The organism is Streptomyces sp. NPDC059787, from assembly GCF_042732315.1.
Taxonomy (GTDB): domain Bacteria; phylum Actinomycetota; class Actinomycetes; order Streptomycetales; family Streptomycetaceae; genus Streptomyces; species Streptomyces atrovirens.
The window spans coordinates 97727-120911 of sequence record NZ_JBHWHX010000023.1 but is presented as its reverse complement, the minus strand read 5'-3'; the positions used below and the strand labels follow the sequence as shown (position 1 = coordinate 120911).

22 protein-coding genes and 1 riboswitch are annotated in these 23185 nt (G+C 72.0%); of the genes, 5 read left to right on the top strand and 17 right to left on the bottom strand.

Translation table 11 applies throughout. The features are described 5' to 3' along the window. Window positions 1-105 precede the first annotated feature (105 nt). From fxsA to ACFV5H_RS22425, 4 genes are all read right to left on the bottom strand, one after another. The gene (fxsA, locus tag ACFV5H_RS22440; protein WP_385051634.1) at window positions 106-687 is read right to left on the bottom strand and encodes an FxsA family membrane protein; all 582 of its coding nucleotides are present in this window, start codon (window positions 685-687) and stop codon (window positions 106-108) included. 72 nt (window positions 688-759) lie between these two features. Beyond that, window positions 760-1611, bottom strand: a complete 852-nt coding sequence (locus ACFV5H_RS22435; protein WP_385196875.1) for a polyprenol monophosphomannose synthase — start codon at window positions 1609-1611, stop codon at window positions 760-762. A 549-nt stretch (window positions 1612-2160) separates the two neighbouring features. Next, window positions 2161-3765, bottom strand: coding sequence for an amidohydrolase (locus tag ACFV5H_RS22430; RefSeq protein WP_385196872.1), 1605 nt, complete (start codon window positions 3763-3765; stop codon window positions 2161-2163). Window positions 3766-3965: 200 nt separating this feature from the next. Continuing rightward, window positions 3966-4406 carry an Lrp/AsnC family transcriptional regulator gene (locus ACFV5H_RS22425; protein WP_030867874.1) on the bottom strand — a complete coding sequence of 147 codons (441 nt, stop codon included), beginning with the start codon at window positions 4404-4406 and terminating at the stop codon, window positions 3966-3968. 266 nt (window positions 4407-4672) lie between these two features. On the opposite strand from ACFV5H_RS22425, the gene ACFV5H_RS22420 reads away from it, so the two are divergent. Together ACFV5H_RS22420 and ACFV5H_RS22415 are read left to right on the top strand one after the other, a co-directional pair. Beyond that, entirely contained in the window at window positions 4673-5107 is a 435-nt protein-coding gene (locus ACFV5H_RS22420; RefSeq protein WP_385051639.1) for a hypothetical protein, read from the top strand. Window positions 5108-5225: 118 nt separating this feature from the next. Then, window positions 5226-5477: a hypothetical protein gene (locus tag ACFV5H_RS22415; RefSeq protein WP_385196870.1), complete on the top strand. Its 252-nt coding sequence runs from the start codon at window positions 5226-5228 to the stop codon at window positions 5475-5477. Here the strand turns inward: ACFV5H_RS22415 and ACFV5H_RS22410 are convergent. The 4 genes from ACFV5H_RS22410 to ACFV5H_RS22395 all read right to left on the bottom strand — a co-directional run bounded on the left by ACFV5H_RS22410 (window position 5440) and on the right by ACFV5H_RS22395 (window position 9315). Next, window positions 5440-6612, bottom strand: a complete 1173-nt coding sequence (locus ACFV5H_RS22410) for an acyl-CoA dehydrogenase family protein (RefSeq protein ID WP_385051642.1) — start codon at window positions 6610-6612, stop codon at window positions 5440-5442. The two genes, ACFV5H_RS22415 and ACFV5H_RS22410, sit on opposite strands and share 38 nt — an antisense overlap. A gap of 274 nt (window positions 6613-6886) precedes the next feature. Then, the gene (locus ACFV5H_RS22405; protein WP_385051644.1) at window positions 6887-7543 is read right to left on the bottom strand and encodes a TetR/AcrR family transcriptional regulator; all 657 of its coding nucleotides are present in this window, start codon (window positions 7541-7543) and stop codon (window positions 6887-6889) included. 94 nt (window positions 7544-7637) lie between these two features. After that, a complete protein-coding gene (locus ACFV5H_RS22400; RefSeq protein ID WP_385051646.1) occupies window positions 7638-7778 on the bottom strand; it encodes an SCO1431 family membrane protein in 141 nt (46 codons plus the stop codon). A 142-nt stretch (window positions 7779-7920) separates the two neighbouring features. Next, window positions 7921-9315 (bottom strand): peptidase C39 family protein, encoded by a 1395-nt coding sequence (locus tag ACFV5H_RS22395; protein WP_385196867.1) that lies wholly within the window; start codon window positions 9313-9315, stop codon window positions 7921-7923. A 287-nt stretch (window positions 9316-9602) separates the two neighbouring features. On the opposite strand from ACFV5H_RS22395, the gene ACFV5H_RS22390 reads away from it, so the two are divergent. Next, window positions 9603-10223 (top strand): uridine kinase, encoded by a 621-nt coding sequence (locus ACFV5H_RS22390; RefSeq protein WP_385051728.1) that lies wholly within the window; start codon window positions 9603-9605, stop codon window positions 10221-10223. A gap of 429 nt (window positions 10224-10652) precedes the next feature. Next, on the top strand, window positions 10653-12515 hold the full coding sequence (locus ACFV5H_RS22385; RefSeq protein WP_385196864.1) for an AAA family ATPase: 1863 nt from the start codon (window positions 10653-10655) through the stop codon (window positions 12513-12515). 182 nt (window positions 12516-12697) lie between these two features. On the opposite strand, the gene ACFV5H_RS22380 is transcribed toward ACFV5H_RS22385, so the two are convergent. The 9 genes from ACFV5H_RS22380 to ACFV5H_RS22340 form a co-directional block, all read right to left on the bottom strand. Then, on the bottom strand, window positions 12698-13774 hold the full coding sequence (locus ACFV5H_RS22380) for a hemolysin family protein (protein ID WP_385196861.1): 1077 nt from the start codon (window positions 13772-13774) through the stop codon (window positions 12698-12700). Beyond that, complete coding sequence (locus ACFV5H_RS22375) at window positions 13771-15108, bottom strand: hemolysin family protein (protein WP_385196859.1); 1338 nt, start codon at window positions 15106-15108, stop codon at window positions 13771-13773. The genes ACFV5H_RS22380 and ACFV5H_RS22375 overlap by 4 nt, the downstream gene beginning before the upstream one ends. 280 nt (window positions 15109-15388) lie before the next feature. Continuing rightward, window positions 15389-15859, bottom strand: a complete 471-nt coding sequence (locus tag ACFV5H_RS22370) for a PH domain-containing protein (protein ID WP_385196857.1) — start codon at window positions 15857-15859, stop codon at window positions 15389-15391. Window positions 15860-15878: 19 nt separating this feature from the next. Next, window positions 15879-16763: an ATP phosphoribosyltransferase gene (gene hisG, locus ACFV5H_RS22365; protein WP_385051659.1), complete on the bottom strand. Its 885-nt coding sequence runs from the start codon at window positions 16761-16763 to the stop codon at window positions 15879-15881. A gap of 48 nt (window positions 16764-16811) precedes the next feature. Continuing rightward, entirely contained in the window at window positions 16812-17084 is a 273-nt protein-coding gene (locus ACFV5H_RS22360) for a phosphoribosyl-ATP diphosphatase (RefSeq protein ID WP_029383007.1), read from the bottom strand. A 34-nt stretch (window positions 17085-17118) separates the two neighbouring features. Then, on the bottom strand, window positions 17119-17604 hold the full coding sequence (gene ribH, locus ACFV5H_RS22355) for a 6,7-dimethyl-8-ribityllumazine synthase (protein ID WP_385051661.1): 486 nt from the start codon (window positions 17602-17604) through the stop codon (window positions 17119-17121). Between the two features lie 21 nt (window positions 17605-17625). Further along, window positions 17626-18915 carry a bifunctional 3,4-dihydroxy-2-butanone-4-phosphate synthase/GTP cyclohydrolase II gene (locus ACFV5H_RS22350; protein ID WP_385196854.1) on the bottom strand — a complete coding sequence of 430 codons (1290 nt, stop codon included), beginning with the start codon at window positions 18913-18915 and terminating at the stop codon, window positions 17626-17628. Next, window positions 18912-19553 (bottom strand): nicotinamide riboside transporter PnuC, encoded by a 642-nt coding sequence (locus ACFV5H_RS22345; RefSeq protein ID WP_385196852.1) that lies wholly within the window; start codon window positions 19551-19553, stop codon window positions 18912-18914. The genes ACFV5H_RS22350 and ACFV5H_RS22345 overlap by 4 nt, the downstream gene beginning before the upstream one ends. After that, window positions 19550-20164 (bottom strand): riboflavin synthase, encoded by a 615-nt coding sequence (locus ACFV5H_RS22340; RefSeq protein WP_385051667.1) that lies wholly within the window; start codon window positions 20162-20164, stop codon window positions 19550-19552. The genes ACFV5H_RS22345 and ACFV5H_RS22340 overlap by 4 nt, the downstream gene beginning before the upstream one ends. Before the next feature lie 145 nt (window positions 20165-20309). After that, a riboswitch (FMN riboswitch) is annotated at window positions 20310-20440 on the bottom strand. Window positions 20441-20663: 223 nt separating this feature from the next. Between ACFV5H_RS22340 and ACFV5H_RS22335 the strand changes: the two genes are divergently transcribed. After that, complete coding sequence (locus ACFV5H_RS22335; RefSeq protein ID WP_385196849.1) at window positions 20664-22988, top strand: chitinase C-terminal domain-containing protein; 2325 nt, start codon at window positions 20664-20666, stop codon at window positions 22986-22988. The last annotated feature ends 197 nt before the right edge of the window (window positions 22989-23185 follow it).

Genomic DNA, 23185 nt, shown 5'->3' with positions numbered 1-23185 from the left:
GCGCCCCCGCGCGACGCCCCACCCCCCCACCGTTACTCGACCGCGGGCGCCTTACTACACGAACGCCCCCCCCGGTCCTGTGTGCGCGGGGCGGCCCGGCAGCCCTCAGCGGGTGAGCGGCGGGCGCGGGCCCTGCGGGGTGTCCTCCGGGGCGTTTCCGGGTTCGTCCCGGACCACCTCTCCCTGGACGACCTTGCCGTCGGGCCGGCGCATACGGGCCTGCTGGAAGGCGTCCCCGAGAGAGCCCTGCGCGGCCTCGCGGAGCTTGCGCTCGAAGGTGCGCTCGGCATAACGGCTCACGGCCTTCTGCACCGGCGGCACCAGCAGGAGCAGCCCCACCGCGTCCGATATCACGCCGGGGATGATCAGGAGCAGGCCGCCCAGCATCGTCAGGCCGTTGCCCTCGCTGTTCGGCCGGGCCTCGGACAGCATCCCGCCCTGCTGCTGTTGCAGCGTCTCGGTCAGGTTCTTGAAGGCCCGTCGGCCGGCCCGCTTGATGACGACCGAGCCGAGGACGAGGCCGGCCACCAGGATCAGGAAGACCACCAGTCCGTTCGACGCCCCGGCGACCATGGTGAGCAGCCAGATCTCCAGCACGAGCCATGCGGCGACACCCAGCGGCAGGAAGGTGCGCAGCCGGGAGCGCCGGGGCCGGGCGGGATACGGGGTCTGAGCGCCAGTCGTCATGCTCCCAGTGTGCCTGGACCCGGCTCAGCACGGGATAAGCGGGATCACCGGGACGAACAGGCAGCCGTACGCCTACGGTTCGGACCGCTTGACGTCCGGCTCGGGCTGCTTGACGTCCGGCTCGACCCGCTGCTTGTCGGCGCCGCGTCCGAGGACCTTGCCGACCCTCTCCCCCACGCCCCACGCCGTGACCCGCCACAGCGCCTCGACGAGGATGTCGCGGCTCATCTTGGAGTCGCCGAGTTCGCGCTCGACGAACGTGATGGGAACCTCGACGACGTGATAGCCGGCCTTCACCGCGCGGCGGGCCAGGTCGACCTGGAAGCAGTACCCCTGGGAGGCCACGTCCTCGAGGCCGAGGCCCTCCAGCGTCTCGCGGCGGAAGGCGCGGAAGCCGCCGGTGATGTCGCGCAGCGGCAGGTCGAGCGCCACGCGCGAGTAGAGGCTGCCCCCGCGCGAGATGACCTCACGGGACTTCGGCCAGTTCACCACCCGGCCGCCGGGCACCCAGCGCGAACCGAGCACCAGGTCGGCACCCTTGAGGGCGGTCAGCAGACGGGGCAGTTCCTCGGGCTGGTGGGAGCCGTCGGCGTCCATCTCGACCAGTACGCCGTAGCCGTGCTCCATGCCCCAGCGGAAACCCGCGAGATAGGCCGCGCCCAGGCCCTCCTTGCCCTTGCGGTGCAGCACCTGGACGTGGTCGTCCCCGGCGGCCAGTTCGTCGGCGAGCTTGCCCGTGCCGTCGGGGCTGTTGTCGTCGGCCACGAGAACGTGCGCCTCGGGAACGGCCTCGCGCACCCGGCCGACGATCGCCTTGATGTTCTCCGCCTCGTTGTAGGTCGGGATGATCACCAGAGCCGTGCCGAGCGGGCCGAAGTTCCGCCCCTGGGATCCTGCCGCGAGGGTCCCGTCGCCGTCGTTCACTGCTGCCCCTTCATGTCCTGTGCGCAGGGTCCCACCATAGTGGGCACAACCCGCGCCGACGTGACGGGACGTTCATATGGTGGTGTTGTTTACCGAAGATCGGGTAGGAACACACTTTTTGGGCGTACTGAAGAGGGAGCGAGGGACAGCGGATGGGAGCCCGGCGCCCTTCGGGCCGGCCCGGGACCCGCCGGCTGCGGATCGGCCTGAAGCCGTTGTCTACTGAGCGCCCGGGCCCCACCCGGGGTCGCACCCCCTCGGCCGGCCGGAACGTCCCTCGGTACCGCGCCGCCGCTGAGCCTGGCTCCCAGTGACGGTGCCCCGGTGCGGCACACCGTCCCTGACCCAGCGGTTCCGACACGAGTGGCCGGACGTTCTCCGGTCGGGCGTCCGGTGGTGGACCCGGCCGAACCTACCGGCCTCCCGCGGCCGCCTGTCAACAGCCGTCCGACCTGCGTGATGTGGTTCAAATGCCTGGTCAGCGAGGAGGATGCGCAGGTCGCGGGAGAAGGGCGCGGCGCATGATCGTCACCGCGCCGCCCTCGTAGATCACTCGCCCGGCCGTACGAACACCGTGCGCCCGCCGACCACGGTCCGCAGACAGACCGGCAGGTCACGGCCGGGGGCGAGGTCGGGCAGGCCGGGGGTGCCGGAGCGGGGGTCGGTGGACCAGCGCGCCACCCGGTCGTCGGGGGCCTGGACCACGAGTTCACCGGTGTGCCAGAGGGCGTAGTCGGCGGGCGCGCCGGGCACCAGGACGCCCGCGTCGTCACGTCCGACCGCCCGCCAGCCGCCGCGCGTGTGCGCGGTGAACGCGGCGCGCACGGAGACGCGGTGCTCCGGTGTGCGGTGGAAGGCGGCGGCCCGGACCGTGCCCCAGGGGTCGAGGGGGGTGACCGGGCTGTCGGAGCCGAAGGCGAGCGGGACGCCGGCGCGCAGCAGCGCCGCGAAGGGGTTGAGGGTGCGGGCCCGCTCCGCTCCCAGGCGCCGTGCGTACATGCCGTCCTCGCCGCCCCACAGGGCGTCGAAGGCCGGCTGGACGGAGGCGGTCAGGCCGAGCTCGGCGAAGGCGGCGACGGTCTCGGGGGTGAGCATCTCGGCGTGCTCGACGCGGTGCCGGGCCGCGCGGACGCGGGCGAGGCCGAGTGTGCCGGCGGCGGCCCGCACACCGTCGACGACGGTGCTCACGGCGGCGTCGCCGATGGCGTGGAAGCCGGCCTGGAGGCCCGCCTCGGTGCAGGCGACGACGTGGGCGGCGACGGCCGCCGCGTCCAGGTGGGCGGTGCCGGTGTGGCCGGCGTCGGCGTACGGCTCGTGCAGGCACGCGGTGTGCGAGCCGAGGGCACCGTCGGCGAACAGGTCGCCCGCGGCGCCGATCGCGCCCAGCTCCTTCGCCTTGACGACGTCCTGTTCGGCCCAGTAGCCGACGACGCGCGGGCCGTTCTCCTCGGCGGCGAGCCGCAGCAGTCCGGTGAAGTCGTCCTCGGAGGAGATCTCCGGGCCCCCGCACTCGTGGACCGTGCCGATGCCGAGAGAGGCGGCGTGGGCGAGGGCGGCCCGCTGGGCCCCGGTGCGCTGGGCCGGCGTGACGGCGGCCAGGGCGGCGGCGCGCACCGCGTGGTGGGCGTCCCCGGTGAGGGGGCGGTCCTCGCGGGTGACCACGACCGGGACGAGGTCGAGAAGCGCCGTGGTGACGACCGCGGAGTGGACGTCGATCCGGCTCAGGTAGAGGGGACGGCCACCGGTGGCCTCGTCCAGTTCGGCGCGGGTCGGGGGACGGCCGCCGGGCCAGCGGGCGGCGTCCCAGCCGTGGCCGAGGAGTACCCGGTCGTCCGGGCGGGCGGCGGCGAACTCCCGTACGCGGACCAGCGCGGCCTCCAGCGAGGGGGCGGCGGACAGGTCGAGGCCGGTGAGGGCGAGGCCGGTGCCCGTGGTGTGGACGTGCGCGTCGGTGAACGCGGGGGTGACCAGCGCGCCGTCGAGGTCGATCACCTCGTCGACGCCGTCCGCGAAGGCGTCGGCGGCGCCTTCGGAGCCGACCCAGGCGACCTGGCCGCGCTCGACGACCATCGCGGTCGCGAAGGGGTCGGCGGGGCTGTGGACCTCGCCGCGGCGGAGCAGGAGGGTGTGGGGTGGGGCGGTGCGTTCACTCATGTTCCACAGTTTCGCGTGTCGTGCGGGACGTTCCGCACGCAGGGGCACCCCGGGAGCAGGCGCGTCCCACGCGTTCCGGCCGGCCCATTGTGATCGCCCCCGCCGCCCCTTCCCGTTCCCGTCCCCCCGGGGGGCTCCGCCCCCGGGCCCTCGCTCCTCAAACGCCGGAGGGGCTGTCATTCAGCCGGAGGGGCTGTGATTCAGATGCGTGGCGGGCGGGCTTCGTACGGGGTGGAGAGGACCACCGTCGTGCGGGTGGAGACGCCTGCCAGTGAGCGTACGCGGGCGAGCAGTTCCTCCAGTTCGTGCGGTGTGGACACGCGCACCTTGAGGATGTAGTTCTCGTCGCCCGCGACGCTGTGGCAGGCCTCGATCTCGGGGACGCCGGCGAGGCGGTCCGCGATGTCGTCGGGGGCGCTGGGGTCGAAGGGTTTGACCGAGATGAAGGCGGTCATGGGCAGGCCGACGGCCTCCGGGTCGACGACCGCGGCGTAGCCGCGGATGACGCCACGCTGTTCCAGCCGGCGCACCCGCTGGTGCACGGCCGACGTGGACAGGCCCGTGGCCTTGCCCAGGTCTGTGTAGCTCATCCGCCCGTCCTTGACGAGCAGCTGCACGATCTGTCGGTCCAGCTCCTCCATGGCGCAAGAACCTACAGTGCGCTTGATCTCCTCGGATACCCGAGCCGCCCAGGTCATGCCCGGTTCGTGATGTGCCGGAGGCCGCCGCGTGCGGTCCGGGGGGACAAAGCTCCCGCACGGGGCATCCGCACCTGGCATGTGACGAACACCACACCTTTCGAGCGGTCTCCGTGATGTTCCCGTGATTACCCCGGAGGGGGGACGGGAAGTGCTTGCTGTGGTCGAGGCCGCAGTGCCTTCACGGCCCAGCCCGAGGGGGAGAACCCATGCAGAGTCTTAAGCGCCTTGGTCGTACCACGTCCAAGCGGCAGCAGCCGGTCGTCGAGCTCGATCCGGAGCACGTCGAACCCGACGTCCCGGACGAGGAACTCGACGCCTACGACACCTTCGAGATGTACCGGGTCGTCTGCCCGGACTGCGCGCAGCCCATCGCCCTGCTCGCGGACGAGGACACCCTGCCGGAGCACGCGCTGTGCGCCTCACCGTGGAACCCGTTCGGGCTCACGGTCTGCGCCGGCACCGGCCGCCGGGCCGCCGAGGCGCGGCCGGCCGACGAGTCCGTCACTCCCCAGGAGCAGGACACGGCCCTGCTGCTGACGCTCCCCCAGGGACTCGACTGGCGCACCCAGCCCTTCTCGCACGTCGGCGGTCCGGGCTCGCGTCCGATCCGGGTCCCGGCGATGCGGCGGCACGCCGCCTGAGCGCACACCGGCGCGGGGGCGGCGCGGTCCGCCACCCCCGTCCGCGCGGGACGGCCGCGAACGCACGTCCTGTTCCGGGGGTCGGTGACCCGTCCGGTCGCTCCCGCGTTGCCCGGGTATGACGACCCCCACGCACTCGACGACCGGGCGTCAGCGCCGCGTCTTCGTGCCGCCGCCCGCGGAGGCGGTCGCGCCCGCGCCGCCCCGGCTCCCGGATCCGCCGATCTACCGCGATCTGATGCGGACCTGGGCGGACCGGGGCCGCACGCTGCCCGGGCGGCAGGACCCGGAGTGGACCCGGCTCGCCGCGCCCTGGCGGGGGCCCGACCCGCTCAGCGGGTCTCCGGGCCCGCGAGGTGGCGGGCGATGACCATGCGCTGGATCTGATTGGTGCCCTCGACGATCTGCAGGACCTTGGCCTCGCGCATGTAGCGCTCGGCGGGGAAGTCCGCGGTGTAGCCGTAGCCGCCGAGGATCTGCACGGCGTCGGTGGTGACCCGCATCGCCGTGTCGGTGCAGTGCAGTTTGGCCATGGCGGCCTGCTTGGCGAACGGCCGCCCCGCGTCGCGCAGCCGGGCCGCCGCCAGATACAGCGCGCGCCCCGCCTCGATCTGCGTGGCCATGTCGGCGAGCATGAAGCGCAGCCCCTGGAAGTCGGCGATCGGCTTGCCGAACTGCCGCCGCTCGGCCGCGTAGCCGAGCGCCTCGTCCAGCGCCGCCTGGGCCAGGCCGATCGCGCAGGCGGCGATGCCGAGCCGGCCGCCGTCCAGCGCCGACAGGGCGATCGCGAAGCCCTGCCCCTCCTCGCCGACGCGCCGCGCGTCGGGGACCCGGACGCCGTCGAGATGGACCTGGGCGGTGGGCGAGCCCTTCATCCCCATCTTCTTCTCCGGCACGGCGGCGCTCAGCCCCTCGGCGTCACCGGGCACCAGGAACGCGGTGATGCCGCGCGGGCCCTCCTCGCCGGTACGGGCCATGACGGTGTAGAAGTCGGCGATGCCGCCGTGGGTGATCCATGCCTTGGTGCCGGTGATCACCCAGTCGTCCCCGTCGCGCACCGCCTTGGTGCGCAGCGAGGCCGCGTCCGAGCCCGAGGCGGGCTCGGAGAGGCAGTAGGCGCCGAGCAGGCCGCCGCCGAGCATCGCGGGCAGATGCTCGGCCTGCTGCTCCTTGGCGCCGAAGGCGGCGAGCGCGTAGGAGGCCAGGGTGTGCACGCTGACGCCGAGGCCGACGGTGAGCCGGGCCGCGGCGAGCTCTTCGAGGACCTGGAGGTAGACCTCGTACGGCTGGTCCCCGCCGCCGTGCTCGGAGTCGTAGGGCAGGCCGAGCAGGCCGGACTCGGAGAGCAGGGTGAACAGTTCGCGGGGGAAGCGGCCCGCGTCCTCCTCCTCGGCCGCCTGCGGGACGACCTCGCGCTGCGCGATGTCGCGGACGAGCGAGATGAGGTCCCGGGCCTCGTCCGTGGGCAGTTGCCGGTCCACCGGCTGCGGGGCGCGGTCGGGCATGGCGACGCTCTCCTCCCTGTTCGGGCACATCGGCGTGCGCCTTGGGTGGGGGCGGCTCCGCCGGGGTCGTATCGGTGCCTGGCCGATGCTCGCACTCCCGGGTCTCGGAAGCTGCTGACCAGCGGCTGTGCGCTGCGAGTATGCCCGATCGGCCGCAGCAAGTCACCAGTTAACGACCGCTCACTTCAAAAAGTTTCCGCGCCCTTGCCGAACGGAATATTCACCCGAAAGGTGACACCGAGAACGGGGAACCGATCAAGGGCCGGGGCCCGTCTCAGGCGTCGCGGCGGGCGGGCGCCGGGGCCGGGTGGGCGGGGTCCAGCTCCTCGATGGCGCGCATGGTCCCACCGAGCGTCTTCACCAGCAGCTCGCTCATGGTCTCGCGGGACAGTTCACCGCGGTCGATCCAGGTGAGCGCGGCGCCCTCCACGCTGCACACCCAGGCCAGCAGCCCCATCCGCGCCACCGGCGCGATGTCCGTACGGCCGTAGGCGCCCTCGGCGATGGTCGCGACGATGGCCTCGCGCACCCCGTCCCGGATGGCGTGCACCTCGGTGTCGAAGCCGACGCCGCCGCTGACGATCGCGCGGTAGGCGGCCTGGTTGTGCTCGGCGTACCGCAGATAGCTGTCGATGGTGCGGTGCACCCGCTCCGCGGGCGGCAGTCCGGCCCCGCCCGCGGCGAAGGTGACCAGGCCGGCCACCGAGTCCTCGATGATCGCCAGGTAGTAGCCGCGCTTGGAGTGGAAGTAGTAGTAGATCAGCCCCTTGGCGACCTGCGCCTGGCGTGCGATGTCGTCCATCGAGAGCGCGTCGTACGACGTGTCCGCGAACAACCTCCGCCCGATGGCGATGAGTTCGGCGCGACGCGCGGACGAACGCTCGGTACCGCGTGCCGCGGGGCGTACGGCGGACTGCCGGCTGATGTTCAATTTCGACCCAGGTCTTCCTGCGGGCGGTGGGACATCCCGCCGCAGTATGTCAGGTCATCCGGAGGACTTGGGCCGGTAGCCCCGTGACCTCGGGTTACAACAGTCCCAGCTGGGTCACGAACATCGCGAGGACCACGACGAGGGTCCATCCCATGACGTGTTCGAGGATCTTCGGGCCGTCCTCCCGGGGGCCGCCGGTACGGGCGCGGGTGACGGTGGCTGCGTTCGCGGTCATGGCTTCTCGCTGATCTCCGTGGTGCGGTGGACTCCCCCTGCGACTGACGTCCACCTTGCCACCGTGAGCGGCTTCTGCGGCCGAGACGTCGGTCACAGACGTCCGGCGGCCCCGGTCGCCCGGGGCCGCCGGCGGGGCCGGCTCAGCGCACGCCCACCGCCGCGAGCGCCTTGCGCTGCCGCGGGGTCGGCCGGGCCGGGAAGTAGAGGTAGCAGACCCCTCCGGTGCCGGACACCACCTTCCCGGAGGCGTTGTACCGCTTGGTCCGCAGCCAGATGTTCTCCCACTCGCGCCGCCGGTAGACACGGCGTACGGCCGCGTTGTCGTCCGAGGCGGGGTCGTTGGCGATCACATCGCCGTCGGCGGTGAAGCCGATCACCGTCATCAGGTGCCCGGAGGTGCCGTACCCCGCCCCGGTCAGCTCCTCCGCCAGGAACGACTGCGACGTGATGGCCGGGATGCCCGCGGCGATCAGCGTCTCCAGGTCGGTGAGGGAGCCGAGGCGGGTGACCACGCCCGCCAGGCCGTCGAAGGTGGCCGCGTAGGCGGCGTTGAAGGGCCAGTTGCCGCAGCCCTCGTACTGGTGATCGAACGTGTGGCGGGCCGCGTGGCAGATCTGCGGGTCGGCGTAGGACGGGTCGACCCAGGAGAGCTGCTCCTCGGTGAGCCTGCCGCCCCAGTACTCGACGATCATCTGCGAGGAGGTGGGGCTGCACCAGGCCTCGCCGCCGTTGTCGTACTCCGGGTACTGGCCCTTGTGGATCTCCTGCGAGTAGCGCGGGACGATCAGCTCCTCGGCGAGGCCGGGCTCGGAGGCGGGGACGGTGAACCGGTCGGGGATGTCGGAGCCCATCGCGCCGAGCCGCCACACGGTCGGGGTGAGCCGGGTACCGGGGCGGCGGTGGAGGGTCAGTCGCAGCCGGTACGAGACGACGCGCAGGCCCGAGGCCGCGTCGTCCACGGAGAGCGTGTCCGTCCAGACGCTGCTCTTCCCGTCGCTCTGGTCGTCCACCGAGGTGCGCCGGATGTCCTGGTCGCCGGCGGCCCAGCGGCCCATGACGTACCAGGGGGTGTCCGTGCCGTCGGAGTACGTGCCCTTCAGCTCGGTCTGGAGCCAGGTGCCCTCAGGGGTGTGCGCGTTCCAGGAGGCGATGACCTCCGTCGCCGGAACCCTGAGACGGTGCACGGGAGAGGTCCAGGTCGCGTACTCCCAGGCGGCCGTGCGGCCGGTGTGCGGATCGGTGTAGTCCGTGGTGCCGGCGGGCCTCGCGATCAGAAGCCCGGGGCGGACACCGGCGACGGCACGGGTCCCGACGGCGGTGCCGCCGCGCCAGTCGGTGTACGAGGTCCAGAACCGGTTGTCGACGGGGCGGGCGGCGGTCCGGCCGACGCCGGCCGTGCCGGTGGCGGTGGTGCGTCCGGCCGGGGTACCGGCCGTCGGGGTGCCGGCGGACGCCGGGCCCGCGCTCCCGGCGACGGCGGTGACGACGGCCGCGACCAGAAGGGATCTGCGGGACGGCAGTTCGGCTCTGCTCATGGGTGGAGGACCCCCAGGTGTCGGAGTCGGGACAGGACCAAAGCACGGCCGGCCGGACGGCGGGCGTCCGCCGGGTGGAGCGGGTGTGCGCCAACTATGGACGCAGCCGGGCGGATCCTGCCAGCACCCCGGCCGTACCGCGCCCGACCAACATGGGACTCGACCAATGGCGGCACCCGCGGTGGGCCCGCCCGGCCGAGGACCGGCCCGTCCGGGGCTCGTCCGTCCGGGGGCCTAGAGTGCTCCGGTAAGCCCCCTCTCCCCTTCCCCGCCCCCAGGAACCAGCCATTCACGATCTCGTCTCCCGCATCCGCCGGCTCGCCCCCTCGTGCGGCCCGGTCCGGCTCGTCGGTGTCGACGGGCACGCCGGCTCGGGGAAGTCGACGTTCGCCATGCGGCTGGCCGAGGCACTGGACGGCGCTCCGGTGCTGCGGCTCGACGACATCGCCAGCCACACCGAACTGTTCGACTGGACCGGACGGCTGCTGAGCCAGGTGATCGAGCCGCTCGGCCGCGGCGAGACCGCGCGCTACTCCCCCTACGACTGGCGGACCCGCCGCTTCGGACCGCCCCGCCCGCTGCCGCCCGCCCCCGTGATCGTCGTGGAGGGCGTCGGCGCCGGACGCCGGGCCCTGCGCCCGTATCTGGCGCTGCTGCTGTGGATGGACCTCCCCCGGGAGAAGTCCTGGTCGCGGGGGCGGGCCCGCGACGGGGCCGAGCAGCGGGAGTTCTGGGAGGGCTGGGTCCGCGCGGAACGCGAGCACTTCGCGGGCGACCCCTCACGCCCCTTCGCGGGGCTTCTGGTGCGGCAGCGCCCGAAGGGATACGAGCTGCTTCCCGGGCCCGCCGGGGCGGGTGAATCACCCCCTCCGCTCACGCACGGTGACGGGCCGCCCGCGTTGTGGTGAACCCGTGAAGAGCGGTCCCGGACAAGTCGCCGGAGTACCCCAACTCGGCTTGACCGGGGGCGCGTACAGGTCTTACGTTCTCAATGTGCGGCCCTTCGGAGCCGCCGGCAGACGCGAAGCCCCCGGTTGTTCCCCCGTGATCGGGGGCTTCGTTCTGCCCTCTTCGTGTTTTTCGGGTGCCCAGTGGCATATGACGATCACCCTGGGTCACCGCGCATGGCCCGTGCTCCCCCTCCCACCTCGCCCTTCGGCGGGTGCGGCACCCTACGGACGTACCGCCGCCGCAGGTACGATGCCCTCGGTGCGCCCTACGGACGCTGCTTCGCGCACCTTCCAACTCCGGTCCGCGGCGCAGCGGTTCGACCAACGGGAGCCGACGGACGAGGGCCGGCCGGCACACCGACGGGGGCACGGTTCGTGGGGGACGTGATGGACTTCGGCACGCAGGGCCCGCAGACCCCGGCCGACCTCGCCTGGCTGCGGGGCGTGGACGCCTACACGATGGGCGCCTATCCACAGGCGGAGGAGGAGTTCCGGGCCGCGGTGCGGATCGACCCGGGGATGGCCGACGGCTGGCTCGGGCTGCACGCGCTGCGCGTCGACACGACGACCGCGCTGCTCAGGATGTTCCGGCACCGGGAGCGCTTCGGCGAGCAGCGCACCCGGCACCGCCGCACCCTCAACTCCTGGTACTGGCTGGGCTGGTGGGTGCAGCCGGTGCTGGAGAGCCCCCGCGATCTGCTGCTGGCGCACGCCTCCCACTGGCTGGACGGGCGCCACGTCCCCGAGCTGGACCGGGCGCTCGCCGGACTGCCCCCGGTGGACACCGATCCGCAGGTCCGCTTCCTGCACGCCTGCCGCGCCTACCTGGTCAAGGACTGGGAGCAGCTGGTCCGGCACACGGACTCCCTCGTCGAGGACCCGCTGCTGGGCATCGAGGCCGGCCTGTTCGGCGGCATGGCGCGGGTGCGGCTGGAGATGTACGGGCAGGCCGAACCGCTGCTGTCGGCGGCGCTGATGCGGTGCCGCAGCGAACAGCCGCAGCGCAAGGAGCTGCGCTACTGGCTGGCCCGCGCCCACGAGGGGACCGGCCGCAGCGCCGCCGCGCTCCCCCTGTACCGGGCCGTGCACCGGGTCGATCCGGCCTTCATGGACACCTCCGCCCGGCTCGCCGCGATCGCCGAGGGCGACGGGTACGACGACTCCGCCGATCTCGCCGCGATCACGCTCACCGGGGCCGGGCAGGACGTCATGGACGGCCCCGACATTCTCGATCCGCTGTTCGGCGCCGAGGGGCGTGATCTGCGGCTGTCCGAGCCCGAGCCCGTACCGGGCCCCCTGCCCCCCATCACCGCTCCGGGTGTGCGGGAGCGGGCGGGCTCCGGGGCGTCACCGCTGCCCACCGGGCCCACGGACCCCGCGTTACTGGAGGAGGCGCTCGCCGAACTGGAGCGCATGGTGGGCCTGGAGCCGGTGAAGCGGCAGGTCAAGGCGTTGTCGGCGCAGCTGAACATGGCGCGGCTGCGGGCCGGGCAGGGGCTGCCGGTGCAGCCGCCGAAACGCCACTTCGTCTTCTCCGGACCGTCCGGGACCGGGAAGACCACGGTGGCCCGCATCCTCGGCCGCGTGTTCTACGCCCTCGGGCTGCTCGGTGGTGACCATCTGGTGGAGGCCCAGCGGGCGGACCTGGTCGGTGAGTACCTGGGGCAGACCGCGGTGAAGGCCAATGAGCTGATCGACTCCGCGCTGGGCGGGGTGCTGTTCGTGGACGAGGCGTACTCGCTGTCCAACTCCGGGTACGGCAAGGGGGACGCGTACGGGGACGAGGCGCTGCAGGTGCTGCTGAAGCGGGCGGAGGACAACCGGGACCACCTGGTGGTGATCCTTGCCGGGTATCCGGAGGGGATGGACCGGCTGCTCACCGCGAATCCCGGGCTGTCGTCGCGGTTCACCTCGCGGGTGGACTTTCCCTCGTACCGGCCGCTGGAGCTGACCTCGATCGGGGAGGTGCTGGCGGGGGAGAACGGGGATGTGTGGGACGAGGAGGCGTTGGACGAGCTGCGGTCGATCGCCGGGCATGTGGTGGACCAGGGGTGGATCGACGAGCTGGGGAACGGGCGGTTCTTGCGGACGCTGTACGAGAAGAGCTGCGCTTATCGGGATCTGCGGTTGTCGGTGTATCCGGGGGCGTTGACTCGGGATGATCTGGCTACGTTGCGGTTGCCGGATCTCATGCAGGCGTACGGGGAGGTTCTGTCGGGGCGGGGGCCGGCCGACCCACCGGGGTTGTGAGGCCCCGGTGGGGTGGCCGGCGGGGGTGGTTTCCGCTCACCCCGCTGGAGGGGGTGCCTCCCCCACTCTCGACTTCGCTCGAGCGGGAGGTACCCCCACCGCCCACCCGTGCCGCCCTGGGGGTACCTCCCCACTGGGGGAGGCACGACTGCCCGCAGCTGGGGCGGCGTGGCTGCCCGCGGTCAGGGGGTCAGGGCCTCCTCCGGGGTTCCGCTCGCTCTCTGGGGGGTGACCGTCACCTCTCGGTGGGCCGGGTCGCGTACTTCGCCCACCAGGAGTTCCAGGACGTCTTCCAGGGCGACCAGGCCCAGGACCTTGCCGGAGGGGTCGGAGACCTGGGCCAGGTGGGTCGCGGCGCGGCGCATCACCGTGAGGGCGTCGTCCAGGGGGAGTTCGGGGCGGAGGGTCGTCATCGGGCGCCACAGGTGCTGCGGGACGGCACGGTCGGAGTCCTCCAGGTCCAGTACGTCCTTGACGTGCAGGTAGCCCATGAAGGCACCGCTGTCCGCGGCCACCGGGAACCGGGAGTACCCGGTGCGGGCGGTGAGCTCCACGATCTGTCCCGGGGTGACCGCGGGCGTGACCGTCACCAGTGACTCGCGGTCCAGCAGGACGTCCGTCACCGGGCGGGAGCCCAGCTCCAGCGCGTCCTCCAGGCGCTCGGCCTCCTCGGGGTCGAGGAGACCCGCCTGGCCGGAGTCCTCCACCAGCCGGTTGAGCTGTTCGCTGGTGAAGACGGCCTCGACCTCGTCCTTCGGTTCGACGCGGAAGAGCCGCAGGACGGCCCGGGCGCAGGCGCCGAGCGCGATCGTGACCGGCCTGCACAGGCGGGCGAACCAGACCAGGCCGGGGCTCAGCCACAACGCGGCCTTCTCGGGGGCCGCCATCGCCAGGTTCTTCGGGACCATCTCGCCGATGACGAGGTGGAAGAAGACCACCGCGGCGAGCGCGATGACATAGCCGAGCGGGTGGATCATGCCGTGCGGCAGGTGCATCCACTCGAAGACCGGCTCCAGCAGACGGGCGACCGTCGGTTCGGCGACCGCGCCCAGGGTCAGCGAGCAGACGGTGATGCCGAACTGGGCCGCCGCCATCATCTGCGGCAGATGCTCCAGGCCGTACAGCACCTGGCGGGCGCGGGCCGTGCCGAGCGGTTCGACCTGGCTGCGGCGGACCGAGACCAGCGCGAACTCGGCGCCGACGAAGAATCCGTTGGCGAGCACGAGCAGCGCGGCGAAGAGGAGTTGCAGCACGCTCATCCGGCCACCTCCACCAGCGGCAGCGGCAGCGGGGCCGTTCTGACCAGGCGGACGCGTTCGGCACGGTAGTGGCCGACCCTGCGGACCGAAAGCCGCCAGCCGGGCAGTTCCGCGCGGTCGCCGACGGCCGGGATCCGGCCGAGCAGATCGGCGACCAGGCCGGCCACCGTCTCGTACGGGCCCTCGGGCACCTCCAGGCCTATGCGCCGCAGGATGTCGACCCGGACGCCGCCGTCGACGTCCCAGGCGGGGTTGCCGTCCTCGGGCGGGGCGGGGGCGAGTTCGGGGACGTCCTGTCCGTCGTGCTCGTCGCGCACCTCGCCGACGAGCTCCTCGACGATGTCCTCCAGTGTGACGACGCCGGCCGTGCCGCCGTACTCGTCGACGACGACCGCGATGGGCTGCTCGCTGCGCAGCCGCGTGAGCAGCGGTCGTACGGGCAGGGTCTCGGGGACGAGCAGCGCCGGACGGGCGATGCGGCCCACGGGGGTGCGCAGCCGGTCGTGCACGGACACCGCGAGGGCGTCCTTGAGGTGCACCATGCCGACGATCTCGTCGATCCGCTCCCGGTAGACGGGGAAGCGGGACAGACCGGTGGCCCGGGTCAGGTTGACCACGTCCTCGGCGGTCGCCGAGGACTGCAGGGCGCTGACCTTCACGCGCGGTGTCATGACGTGCTGTGCGGTCAGTTCGCCGAGGGACAGGGTGCGGACGAAGAGGTCCGCCGTGTCCTGCTCCAGGGCGCCGGCCCGGGCGGAGTGCCGGGCCAGGGAGACGAGCTCGCCGGGGGTGCGGGCGGAGGCCAGTTCCTCGGTGGGCTCGATGCCCAGGGCCCGCACCAGGCGGTTGGCCACGGCGTTCAGCCCGGCGATGACCGGGCGGAAGAGCCGGGCGAACGCGTGCTGCGGGCCGGCCACGAAGCGGGCGACCTGCAGGGGGCGGGACACGGCCCAGTTCTTCGGCACGAGTTCACCGATCACCATCTGCACCGCGGAGGCCAGCAGCATGCCGACGACGACGGAGACACCGGAGACCGCGCCCTCGGGGACGCCGATGCCGGTGAAGGGGCCGTGCAGCAGTCCGGCGAGCGCCGGTTCGGCCAGCATGCCGACGACGAGGGAGGTGATGGTGATGCCGAGCTGGGTGCCGGAGAGCTGGAAGGAGAGTTCCCTGAGCGACTCGACGACCCGGCGGGCACGCCGGTCGCCGCCCGCGGCGGCCTCCTCGGCGTCCGGTCGCTCGACGGTGACCAGACCGAACTCGGCGGCCACGAAGAATCCGTTGGCCAGGATCAGCAGGAAAGCGGCTGCGAGAAGCAGCAAGGGGGTGGTCATGATGCCGCCGCCTCCGCATGCGCGCGGACCTCGGGATGCGGGTCCGCGCTGTGTCGGCAGGGGGCGGCGCAGGTACTACAGGACGATCCGTCCATCGCCGGAGAGGGTCACTCCTCGGATAGCTGGAGCCCCTGTGCACCGGGCGGGGCGGCAGGGGCACAGGCGCGGTCGTCGCGCCTGTGCCCACCAGATTAATCAAGACATGGGCGACTGCGGCAGGTGGACGTCCCCGACGCTTCCCGGAGCCGGGCCCCGAGCCGTCCCCGAGGGGCGGTCCCGGTCAGCTCCGGGGTGCCTCGGGCCCGGCCGTGGAGCGGGCCTCGGTGAGCGCCCGCAGGGCCCGCGCGTCGGCGACGGCCCGCTGTCTGGCGATGCCCGGCTGGATGCCGAGCGCGGGCAGGCTGGTGCCGTCGCTGAGATCGAGGAAGACCCAGGGATCACCGGGACGGAGGTTCACCTGAAGGATCTCCGCCCATTCCAGGCGGCGCCGGCTCACGATGTTGACGACGGTGACGCCCGTCTCGTCGGCGACGACCTTCGGCCGGGCCAGCAGGAACAGCACGCCGGCCAGCAGCGCGGCGGTGAACACGAAGCTGATCCGCTCCCCCGGGCTGAGCTGCTCCAGCAGCAGCGCGATCAGGGTGATGACCACGAAGAGCACGGCGCCGGCCGTGAGCAGCACCGCGCGGGTGCGGCCCGGGCGGAAGGTGACGGGCAGGCCGGGCAGCCGGCCCGCGGTCGTGTCGGACATGGTGGTGCTCCGGACCCGGTCAGAGGCGGCAGGCGTGGATGGCCGTGGTGAGGATGGCGCGGGCGCCGATGTCGTACAGGTCGTCCATGATCCGCTGGGCCTCCTTGGAGGGGACCATCGCGCGGACGGCGACCCAGCCCTCGTTGTGCAGCGGGGAGACGGTGGGGGACTCCAGGCCCGGGGTGAGGGCGACGGCCTTCTCGAGCTGTTCGACGCGGCAGTCGTAGTCCATCATCACGTACGTCCGGGCGACCAGGACGCCCTGGAGGCGGCGCAGGAACTGGCGCACCTTGGGCTCCTCGCCGTCCGCGCCGGTGGTGGGGGTCCCCCCGGGCGAGTGTGTTCGAGCCCGGGGGAGGATGACGACGGCCTCGGACTTCATGATCGGTTCGCCGACGACCTCCAGGCCGGCGTTGCGCAGCGAGGTGCCCGTCTCGACGACGTCCGCGATGACCTGGGCGACACCGAGCTGGACGGCGGTCTCGACGGCGCCGTCGAGGTGGACGACGGAGGCGTCGATGCCGTGGTCGGCGAGGTGTCCCGCGACGATGCCCTCGTAGGAGGTGGCGATCGTCTTGCCCTTCAGGTCCGCCAGGCCGCCGATGGTGCCCGGCTTGGTGGCGTAGTGGAAGGTGGAGCGGGCGAAGCCGAGGGAGAGGATCTCCTCGGCGGCGGCGCCGGAGTCGATCAGCAGGTCGCGGCCGGTGATGCCGATGTCGAGCTGTCCGGAGGCGACGTAGATGGCGATGTCGCGCGGGCGGAGGTAGAAGAACTCGACCTCGTTCGCCGGGTCGACGATCCGCAGTTCCTTGGACTCGCGGCGCTGCCGGTAGCCGGCCTCATGCAGCATCTCCCCCGCGGGGCCTGACAGGGAACCCTTGTTGGGGACGGCGATGCGCAGCATGAGGTCGGCTTCCTTCGTGTGAGGGGGTGCGATCGTGGGCGTGAGGGTTTACAGGTGGGCGTAGACGTCGTCGAGGGAGATGCCGCGGGCGACCATCATCACCTGGACGTGGTAGAGCAGCTGCGAGATCTCCTCGGCGGCCGCCTCCTTGCCCTCGTACTCGGCGGCCATCCAGACTTCGGCGGCCTCCTCGACGACCTTCTTGCCGATGGCATGGACGCCCTTGTCGACCAGCTCGGCGGTGCGGGAGGTGGCGGGGTCGCCGTGGGCGGCCTTCTGCTGGAGCTCGGTGAACAGCTCCTCGAACGTCTTCTTGGACATGGTGGTCCTTACCCTACGCGGTGACGGGGACTGCTCACCGCCAGGGTTCGGATACCGAACGCAAGCAGGCCGCGGTGGCCACGGCCGCGGTGACCGCCTCGTGCCCCTTGTCCTCGCTGGAGCCGGGCAGTCCGGCGCGGTCCAGGGCCTGCTCCTCGTCGTCACAGGTGAGCAGGCCGAAGCCGACGGGGACACCGGTGTCGACCGAGACCTGGGTGAGGCCCTGGGTGACGCCCTGGCACACGTAGTCGAAGTGGGGCGTGCCGCCCCGGATGACGACGCCGAGGGCGACGACCGCGTCGTAGCCCCGGCCGGCCAGGACCTTGGCGACGACGGGGAGTTCCCAGCTGCCGGGGACCCGGAGCAGGGTCGGCTCGTCGATGCCGAGGTCGTGCAGGGCGCGCAGGGCGCCGTCCACCAGTCCGTCCATCACCTTCTCGTGCCACTGCGCGGCGACGACGGCGACCCGCAGGTCCCCCACGTCGCGTACGGACAGTTCCGGTGCACCCTTGCCGCTCACGTCTCTCCTCGGTGTTTCTCGTTACTGGTTGCCGCAGGCGGGCACGGTCGGCGTGTCCAGCCAGGGCAGGTCGTGGCCCATCCGGTCCCGCTTGGTGCGCAGGTAGCGGAGGTTGTGCTCGCTCGCGGTGACGGGCATCGGCTCGCGTCCGGTGACCTCGATGCCGTGGCGGGCGAGCGCGTCGGACTTGTCGGGGTTGTTGGTCATCAGGCGGACGTCGCGGACGCCGAGGTCGGCGAGGATCTGCGCGCCGGCGCCGTAGTCGCGGGCGTCGGCGGGCAGGCCGAGTTCGAGGTTGGCGTCGAGGGTGTCCCGGCCGCGTTCCTGGAGTTCGTAGGCGCGCAGCTTGGACATCAGGCCGATGCCGCGTCCCTCGTGTCCGCGCAGGTAGACCACGACTCCGCGGCCCTCGGCCTGGATGCGGTCCAGGGAGGCGTCGAGCTGGGGGCCGCAGTCGCAGCGCCGGGAGCCGAAGATGTCGCCGGTGAGGCATTCGGAGTGGAGGCGGACGAGGACGTCCTCGCCGTCGCCGATGTCGCCGTGGACGAGGGCGACGTGTTCGACGCCGTCGACGGTGGAGCGGTAGCCGTACGCGGTGAAGGTGCCGTGGGAGGTGGGCAGATGGACCTCGGCCTCGCGGCGGACGGTGGGGTCGGCGGAGCGGCGGTAGGCGATCAGGTCCTCGATGGAGATGATCGTCAGGCCGTGCTTGCGGGCGAACGGGATCAGCTCGGGCAGCCGGAGCATGGTGCCGTCCTCGCCGGCGATCTCGACGATGGCTCCGGCCGGGCGCAGACCGGCGAGGCGGGCGAGGTCGACGGCGGCCTCGGTGTGGCCGTTGCGCACCAGTACGCCGCCGGGGCGGGCGCGCAGCGGGAAGACGTGGCCGGGGCGGACGAGGTCGGTGGGTTCGGCGGTGCCGCTCGCCAGCAGCCGGAGCGTGGTGGCGCGGTCGGCGGCGGAGATGCCGGTGGTCACGCCGTGGGCGGCGGAGGCGTCGACGGAGACGGTGAACGCGGTCTTCATCGACTCGGTGTTGTCGTCGACCATCTGCGGGAGGCGCAGCCGGTCCAGTTCGTCGCCCTCCATGGGAACGCAGATCAGGCCGCGGCACTCGCTCATCATGAAGGCGATGATCTCGGGTGTGGCCTTCTCGGCGGCGATGACGAGGTCGCCCTCGTTCTCGCGGTCCTCGTCGTCGACGACCACGACCGGGCGGCCGGCCGCGATGTCGGCGAGGGCCTGCTCGACGGGGTCGAGCATGAGGTCCTCGACGCCGTCGGTGCTGTACAGGATCGGTGCCGTGCTCATGCGGGCGCTCCTTCCAGGGTGGGCCGCGCGTCGCGGGAGCGCAGCCACCAGTCGCGCAGTCCCCACAGGACGAGCGCGCCGTAGATGACGTAGACGAAGCCGGAGAAGGCGAAGCCGTTGGCGAAGTTCAGGGGGACGCCGACGAGGTCGACGAGCAGCCAGGCGAACCAGAACTCGACCATGCCGCGGGCCTGCGCGTACATGGCGACGATCGTGCCGACGAAGATGTAGGCGTCCGGCCAGGGGTCCCAGGACAGGGACGGGTAGAGGGTGAACAGCCCGCCGACGGCGAGGGTGCCGAGGGCGGCCCCGGTCAGCAGTGCGGCGCGCTCGCGCCACGTCGCGAACCGTACGGCGATGGAGCCGTCCTGCGCCTGTCGCCGGCCGCGGTTCCACTGCCAGAAGCCCCAGGCGGCGACCAGCATGACGACGATCTGCTTGCCCGCGCTGCCCGAGAGGTGGGCGGCGGCGAAGGCCGTGAAGAGGATCAGACCGGAGACGAACTGGGCGGGCCAGGTCCACAGGGAGCGGCGCCAGCCGAGGGCGAGGGCGATCAGACCGACCACGTTGCCGATCATGTCCGACCACTTGATGTGCTGGTCGAAGAGGGTGAAGGCCTCGGAGTTGAGCCAGTTCACCGGGGAGCCCCCTCACCGATGGCGCGGTCGCCGAGCATCCGCTCGACGTACTTGGCGATGACGTCCACCTCGAGGTTGACCGGGTCGCCGGGCTGCTTGATGCCGAGGGTGGTCAGGGCCAGGGTGGTGGGGATCAGGCTGACGGTGAAGAAGTCGGGCCCGGCGTCGACGACGGTGAGGCTGATGCCGTCGACGGTGATGGAGCCCTTCTCCACGACGTAGCGGGAGAGGCCGGCGGGGAGGGAGATCTTCACGATCTCCCAGTTCTCCGACGGTTCGCGCCCGAGGATCTCGCCGGTGCCGTCGACGTGCCCCTGGACGATGTGGCCGCCGAGGCGGGAGCCGACTGCCGTGGGGCGTTCGAGGTTGACGCGGGAGCCGACGGCGAGGACGCCGAGGCTGGAACGCTTCAGGGTCTCCGCCATGACGTCGGCGGTGAACTCGTCGCCCTCGTGCTCGACGACCGTGAGGCAGACGCCGTTGACGGCGATGGAGTCGCCGTGCTGCGCGCCTTCGGTGACGACGGGGCCGCGCAGCCGGAAGCGACAGGCGTCGTCGAGGGTCTCGACGGCGGTGATCTCGCCCAGCTCTTCGACGATTCCGGTGAACACTTCCCGGGTCCTCCTGCCTCTTCGGGCACGGACTCCGGGGCTGTCGATGACGACAGAAACCGCGGACGAGGACACCAGGGGCGACGCCGGACAGGGTTCGCCCAGAGGGCGAACCGGTACGGCGGCGCGCATGGATGCCCGCCCGCCGCGCACTGCCTCCCATCCGGACTTTAACCGTCGGTCCAGGAATTTCACCTGGTCAACCGGTCGCTGGAGGCGACCGGGTCGCGGACTGTAACCGCCGGTTCGGACTTTCACCGACCCCGGAGTGCGCTGCTACTGGTACAGGGCCAGTCTGCCACGGACGTCCGCACTCCATGCGGGCGAGGAGTGTGGAGTGGCTCACAGGAAGTGACGCGGAGACCGCCGAGGGTCGCACGAGGGGCAACTCCCCCGCCGTGGCACTCCCTTGACGGTCCGCCGAATTGGTCCATACCTATTGACGCTTTGGTCTAGTCCTCTTAGGGTCCGAGCCAACTTCCCCGGAGAGGAACCCACTGTGCCGTCCCCCTCACGCCCCGGAGCGAGACCCGCGCTGCTCGCCTCCGCCGCCGCCGTCGCCGGCCTGCTGCTCGCCGCCCTCCCGGCCACCGTCTCGCACGCCGCCGACCAGGAGTCCTGCCGTCCCGACGGGCTGTACTCGACGCCGGGCGTCGACGTCCCGTACTGCTCGGTCTACGACCCGGCCGGCCGGGAGAAGATGGGCGCCGACCACCAGCGCCGGGTGATCGGCTACTTCACCGGCTGGCGCACCGGCAAGGACGGGAAGCCCGCCTACCTCGCGTCCGACATCCCGTGGGACAAGATCACCCACATCAACTACGCGTTCGCGCACATCGACAAGGGCGACAAGATCTCGGTCGGCCCGGACACCGCCGCCAACCCGGCGACGGGCATGACGTGGCCCGGCGTGGCCGGCGCGGAGACGGACCCGCAGCTTCCCTACAAGGGCCACTTCAACCTGCTCAACAAGTTCAAGAAGCAGCACCCGGACGTCAAGACGCTGATCTCGGTGGGCGGTTGGGCCGAGACCGGCGGCTACATCGACGACGGCGGGAACCGCGTGGACTCCGGCGGCTTCTACTCGACGGCCACCAACGCCGACGGCTCGGTCAACCAGGCCGGCATCGACACCTTCGCCGACTCCGCGGTCGACTTCATCCGGACGTACGGCTTCAACGGCGTCGACATCGACTACGAGTACCCGACGACGATGAAGGACGCGGGCAACCCGCTCGACTGGTCCTTCGCCAACGCCCGCCGGGCCGGGCTGGTCAAGGGCTACGCGGCGCTGATGAAGACGCTGCGCGAGAAGCTGGACCGCGCGGGCGCGGCGGACGGCAGGCACTACATGCTCACCGTGGCCGCCCCCTCGTCCGGCTATCTGCTGCGCGGCATGGAGACCTTCCAGGTCCAGAAGTACCTGGACTACGTCAACATCATGTCGTACGACCTGCACGGCGCCTGGAACGAGTACGTCGGCCCGAACGCCTCCCTGTTCGACGACGGCAAGGACGCCGAGCTGGCCGCCGCGAACGTCTACGGGAGCGCCCAGTACGGCGGCATCGGCTACCTCAACACCGACTGGGCCTACCACTACTTCCGGGGCTCCATGCCGGCCGGCCGCATCAACATCGGCCTGCCGTACTACACCCGCGGCCACAAGAACGTCCAGGGCGGGACCGACGGCCTGTGGGGCAAGGCGTCCGCCTCCTCCTGCCCGGCCGGCTCCGGCCTGACCAGGTGCGGTGACGGCGCCGTCGGCATCGACAACCTCTGGCACGACCTCGACACCGACGGCAAGGAGTCCCCGGCGGGCTCCAACCCGATGTGGCACGCCAAGAACCTCGAGAAGGGGATCGTCGGCGACTACGTCACCGACTACGGCTTCCCGGCGGACACGAAGCTGACGGGCACGTACGCCCGCAAGTACGACCCGACGCTGGTCGCCCCCTGGCTGTGGAACGCCGAGAAGAAGGTCTTCCTCTCCACCGAGGACGAGCAGTCGGTCGGGGCCAAGGCCGACTACGTGGTGGACCGCGGCATCGGCGGCACCATGATCTGGGAGCTGGCCGGCGACTACGACTGGAACGCCGCCGAGGGCCAGTACGAGGCGGGCGACACGCTCACCTCGCTGATGTACGACAAGTTCAGGGCGGCCGCGCCGTACGGCGCGAAGAAGTCGAACGCGGACCTGCCGGCGGAGGCCGTGAACGTGGACGTGGAGTTCACGGACTTCAAGCTGGGGGACTCCAACTACCCGATCACGCCCAAGCTGCGGATCACGAACAACACGAGGACCGCGCTGCCGGGCGGTACGGAGTTCCGGTTCGACTACGCGACCTCGGCCCCGGGGAACGCCTCCGACCAGTCCGGTTTCGGCACCAAGGTCATCAGCAGCGACCACACGGGCGGCAACGCGGGCGGCCTGAAGGGCGACTTCCACCGGGTGTCGCTGAAGCTGCCGGCGTGGCAGTCGCTGGCGCCGGGCGCGACCGTCGACCTGTCGTTCAACTACTACCTGCCGGTGTCGACCCCGTCGAACTGGACGGTGACGATCGGCGGCAAGGCGTACGCCCTAGCCGGGGACCTGGCGCGCGGGACGACCGTCGTCGAGCCGGGCGGCGGCACGACGCCGACCGACCCGCCCACGACGCCGCCCGGCGACTGCGCGGACCCGGCCTGGGACGCCTCGGCCGCGTACGGCGGGGGCAGCGTGGTGTCCCACGGGGGCCACGTCTGGAAGGCGCAGTGGTGGACGAAGGGCGAGGAGCCCGGCACCACCGGCGAATGGGGAGTGTGGCGGGACCAGGGAGCCTGCTGACCCTCGCAGACCGGTCCGGCGGCGGTGACGACGGCCCTTGCCCGCCGCCGGGCCTCACCACGCGCGGATGCGCCCGGTGCCGGACCCGGAGAAGCTGGACTCCGTACAGGGGCGGGTCCCCGGACCGATGTCACATCCGGCGGTGGCCGATCCGTCCCAGCAGACGCGGGGCGCTCCGCCGGGGAGCGCCGGGTGTC

What these genes read in the sequence shown, in the direction of transcription:
- fxsA (WP_385051634.1), bottom strand. Translation starts at nt 687, where the DNA reads ATGACGACTGGCGCTCAGACCCCGTATCCCGCCCGGCCCCGGCGCTCC.
- ACFV5H_RS22395 (WP_385196867.1), bottom strand. Translation starts at nt 9,315, where the DNA reads ATGAGCAGAGCCGAACTGCCGTCCCGCAGATCCCTTCTGGTCGCGGCC.
- ACFV5H_RS22425 (WP_030867874.1), bottom strand. Translation starts at nt 4,406, where the DNA reads ATGGAGGAGCTGGACCGACAGATCGTGCAGCTGCTCGTCAAGGACGGG.
- ACFV5H_RS22370 (WP_385196857.1), bottom strand. Translation starts at nt 15,859, where the DNA reads ATGTCCGACACGACCGCGGGCCGGCTGCCCGGCCTGCCCGTCACCTTC.
- ACFV5H_RS22360 (WP_029383007.1), bottom strand. Translation starts at nt 17,084, where the DNA reads ATGTCCAAGAAGACGTTCGAGGAGCTGTTCACCGAGCTCCAGCAGAAG.
- ACFV5H_RS22430 (WP_385196872.1), bottom strand. Translation starts at nt 3,765, where the DNA reads ATGAGTGAACGCACCGCCCCACCCCACACCCTCCTGCTCCGCCGCGGC.
- ACFV5H_RS22420 (WP_385051639.1), top strand. Translation starts at nt 4,673, where the DNA reads ATGCAGAGTCTTAAGCGCCTTGGTCGTACCACGTCCAAGCGGCAGCAG.
- ACFV5H_RS22375 (WP_385196859.1), bottom strand. Translation starts at nt 15,108, where the DNA reads ATGACCACCCCCTTGCTGCTTCTCGCAGCCGCTTTCCTGCTGATCCTG.
- hisG (WP_385051659.1), bottom strand. Translation starts at nt 16,763, where the DNA reads ATGCTGCGCATCGCCGTCCCCAACAAGGGTTCCCTGTCAGGCCCCGCG.
- ACFV5H_RS22385 (WP_385196864.1), top strand. Translation starts at nt 10,653, where the DNA reads ATGGACTTCGGCACGCAGGGCCCGCAGACCCCGGCCGACCTCGCCTGG.
- ACFV5H_RS22380 (WP_385196861.1), bottom strand. Translation starts at nt 13,774, where the DNA reads ATGAGCGTGCTGCAACTCCTCTTCGCCGCGCTGCTCGTGCTCGCCAAC.
- ACFV5H_RS22400 (WP_385051646.1), bottom strand. Translation starts at nt 7,778, where the DNA reads ATGACCGCGAACGCAGCCACCGTCACCCGCGCCCGTACCGGCGGCCCC.
- ACFV5H_RS22350 (WP_385196854.1), bottom strand. Translation starts at nt 18,915, where the DNA reads ATGAGCACGGCACCGATCCTGTACAGCACCGACGGCGTCGAGGACCTC.
- ACFV5H_RS22415 (WP_385196870.1), top strand. Translation starts at nt 5,226, where the DNA reads ATGACGACCCCCACGCACTCGACGACCGGGCGTCAGCGCCGCGTCTTC.
- ACFV5H_RS22410 (WP_385051642.1), bottom strand. Translation starts at nt 6,612, where the DNA reads ATGCCCGACCGCGCCCCGCAGCCGGTGGACCGGCAACTGCCCACGGAC.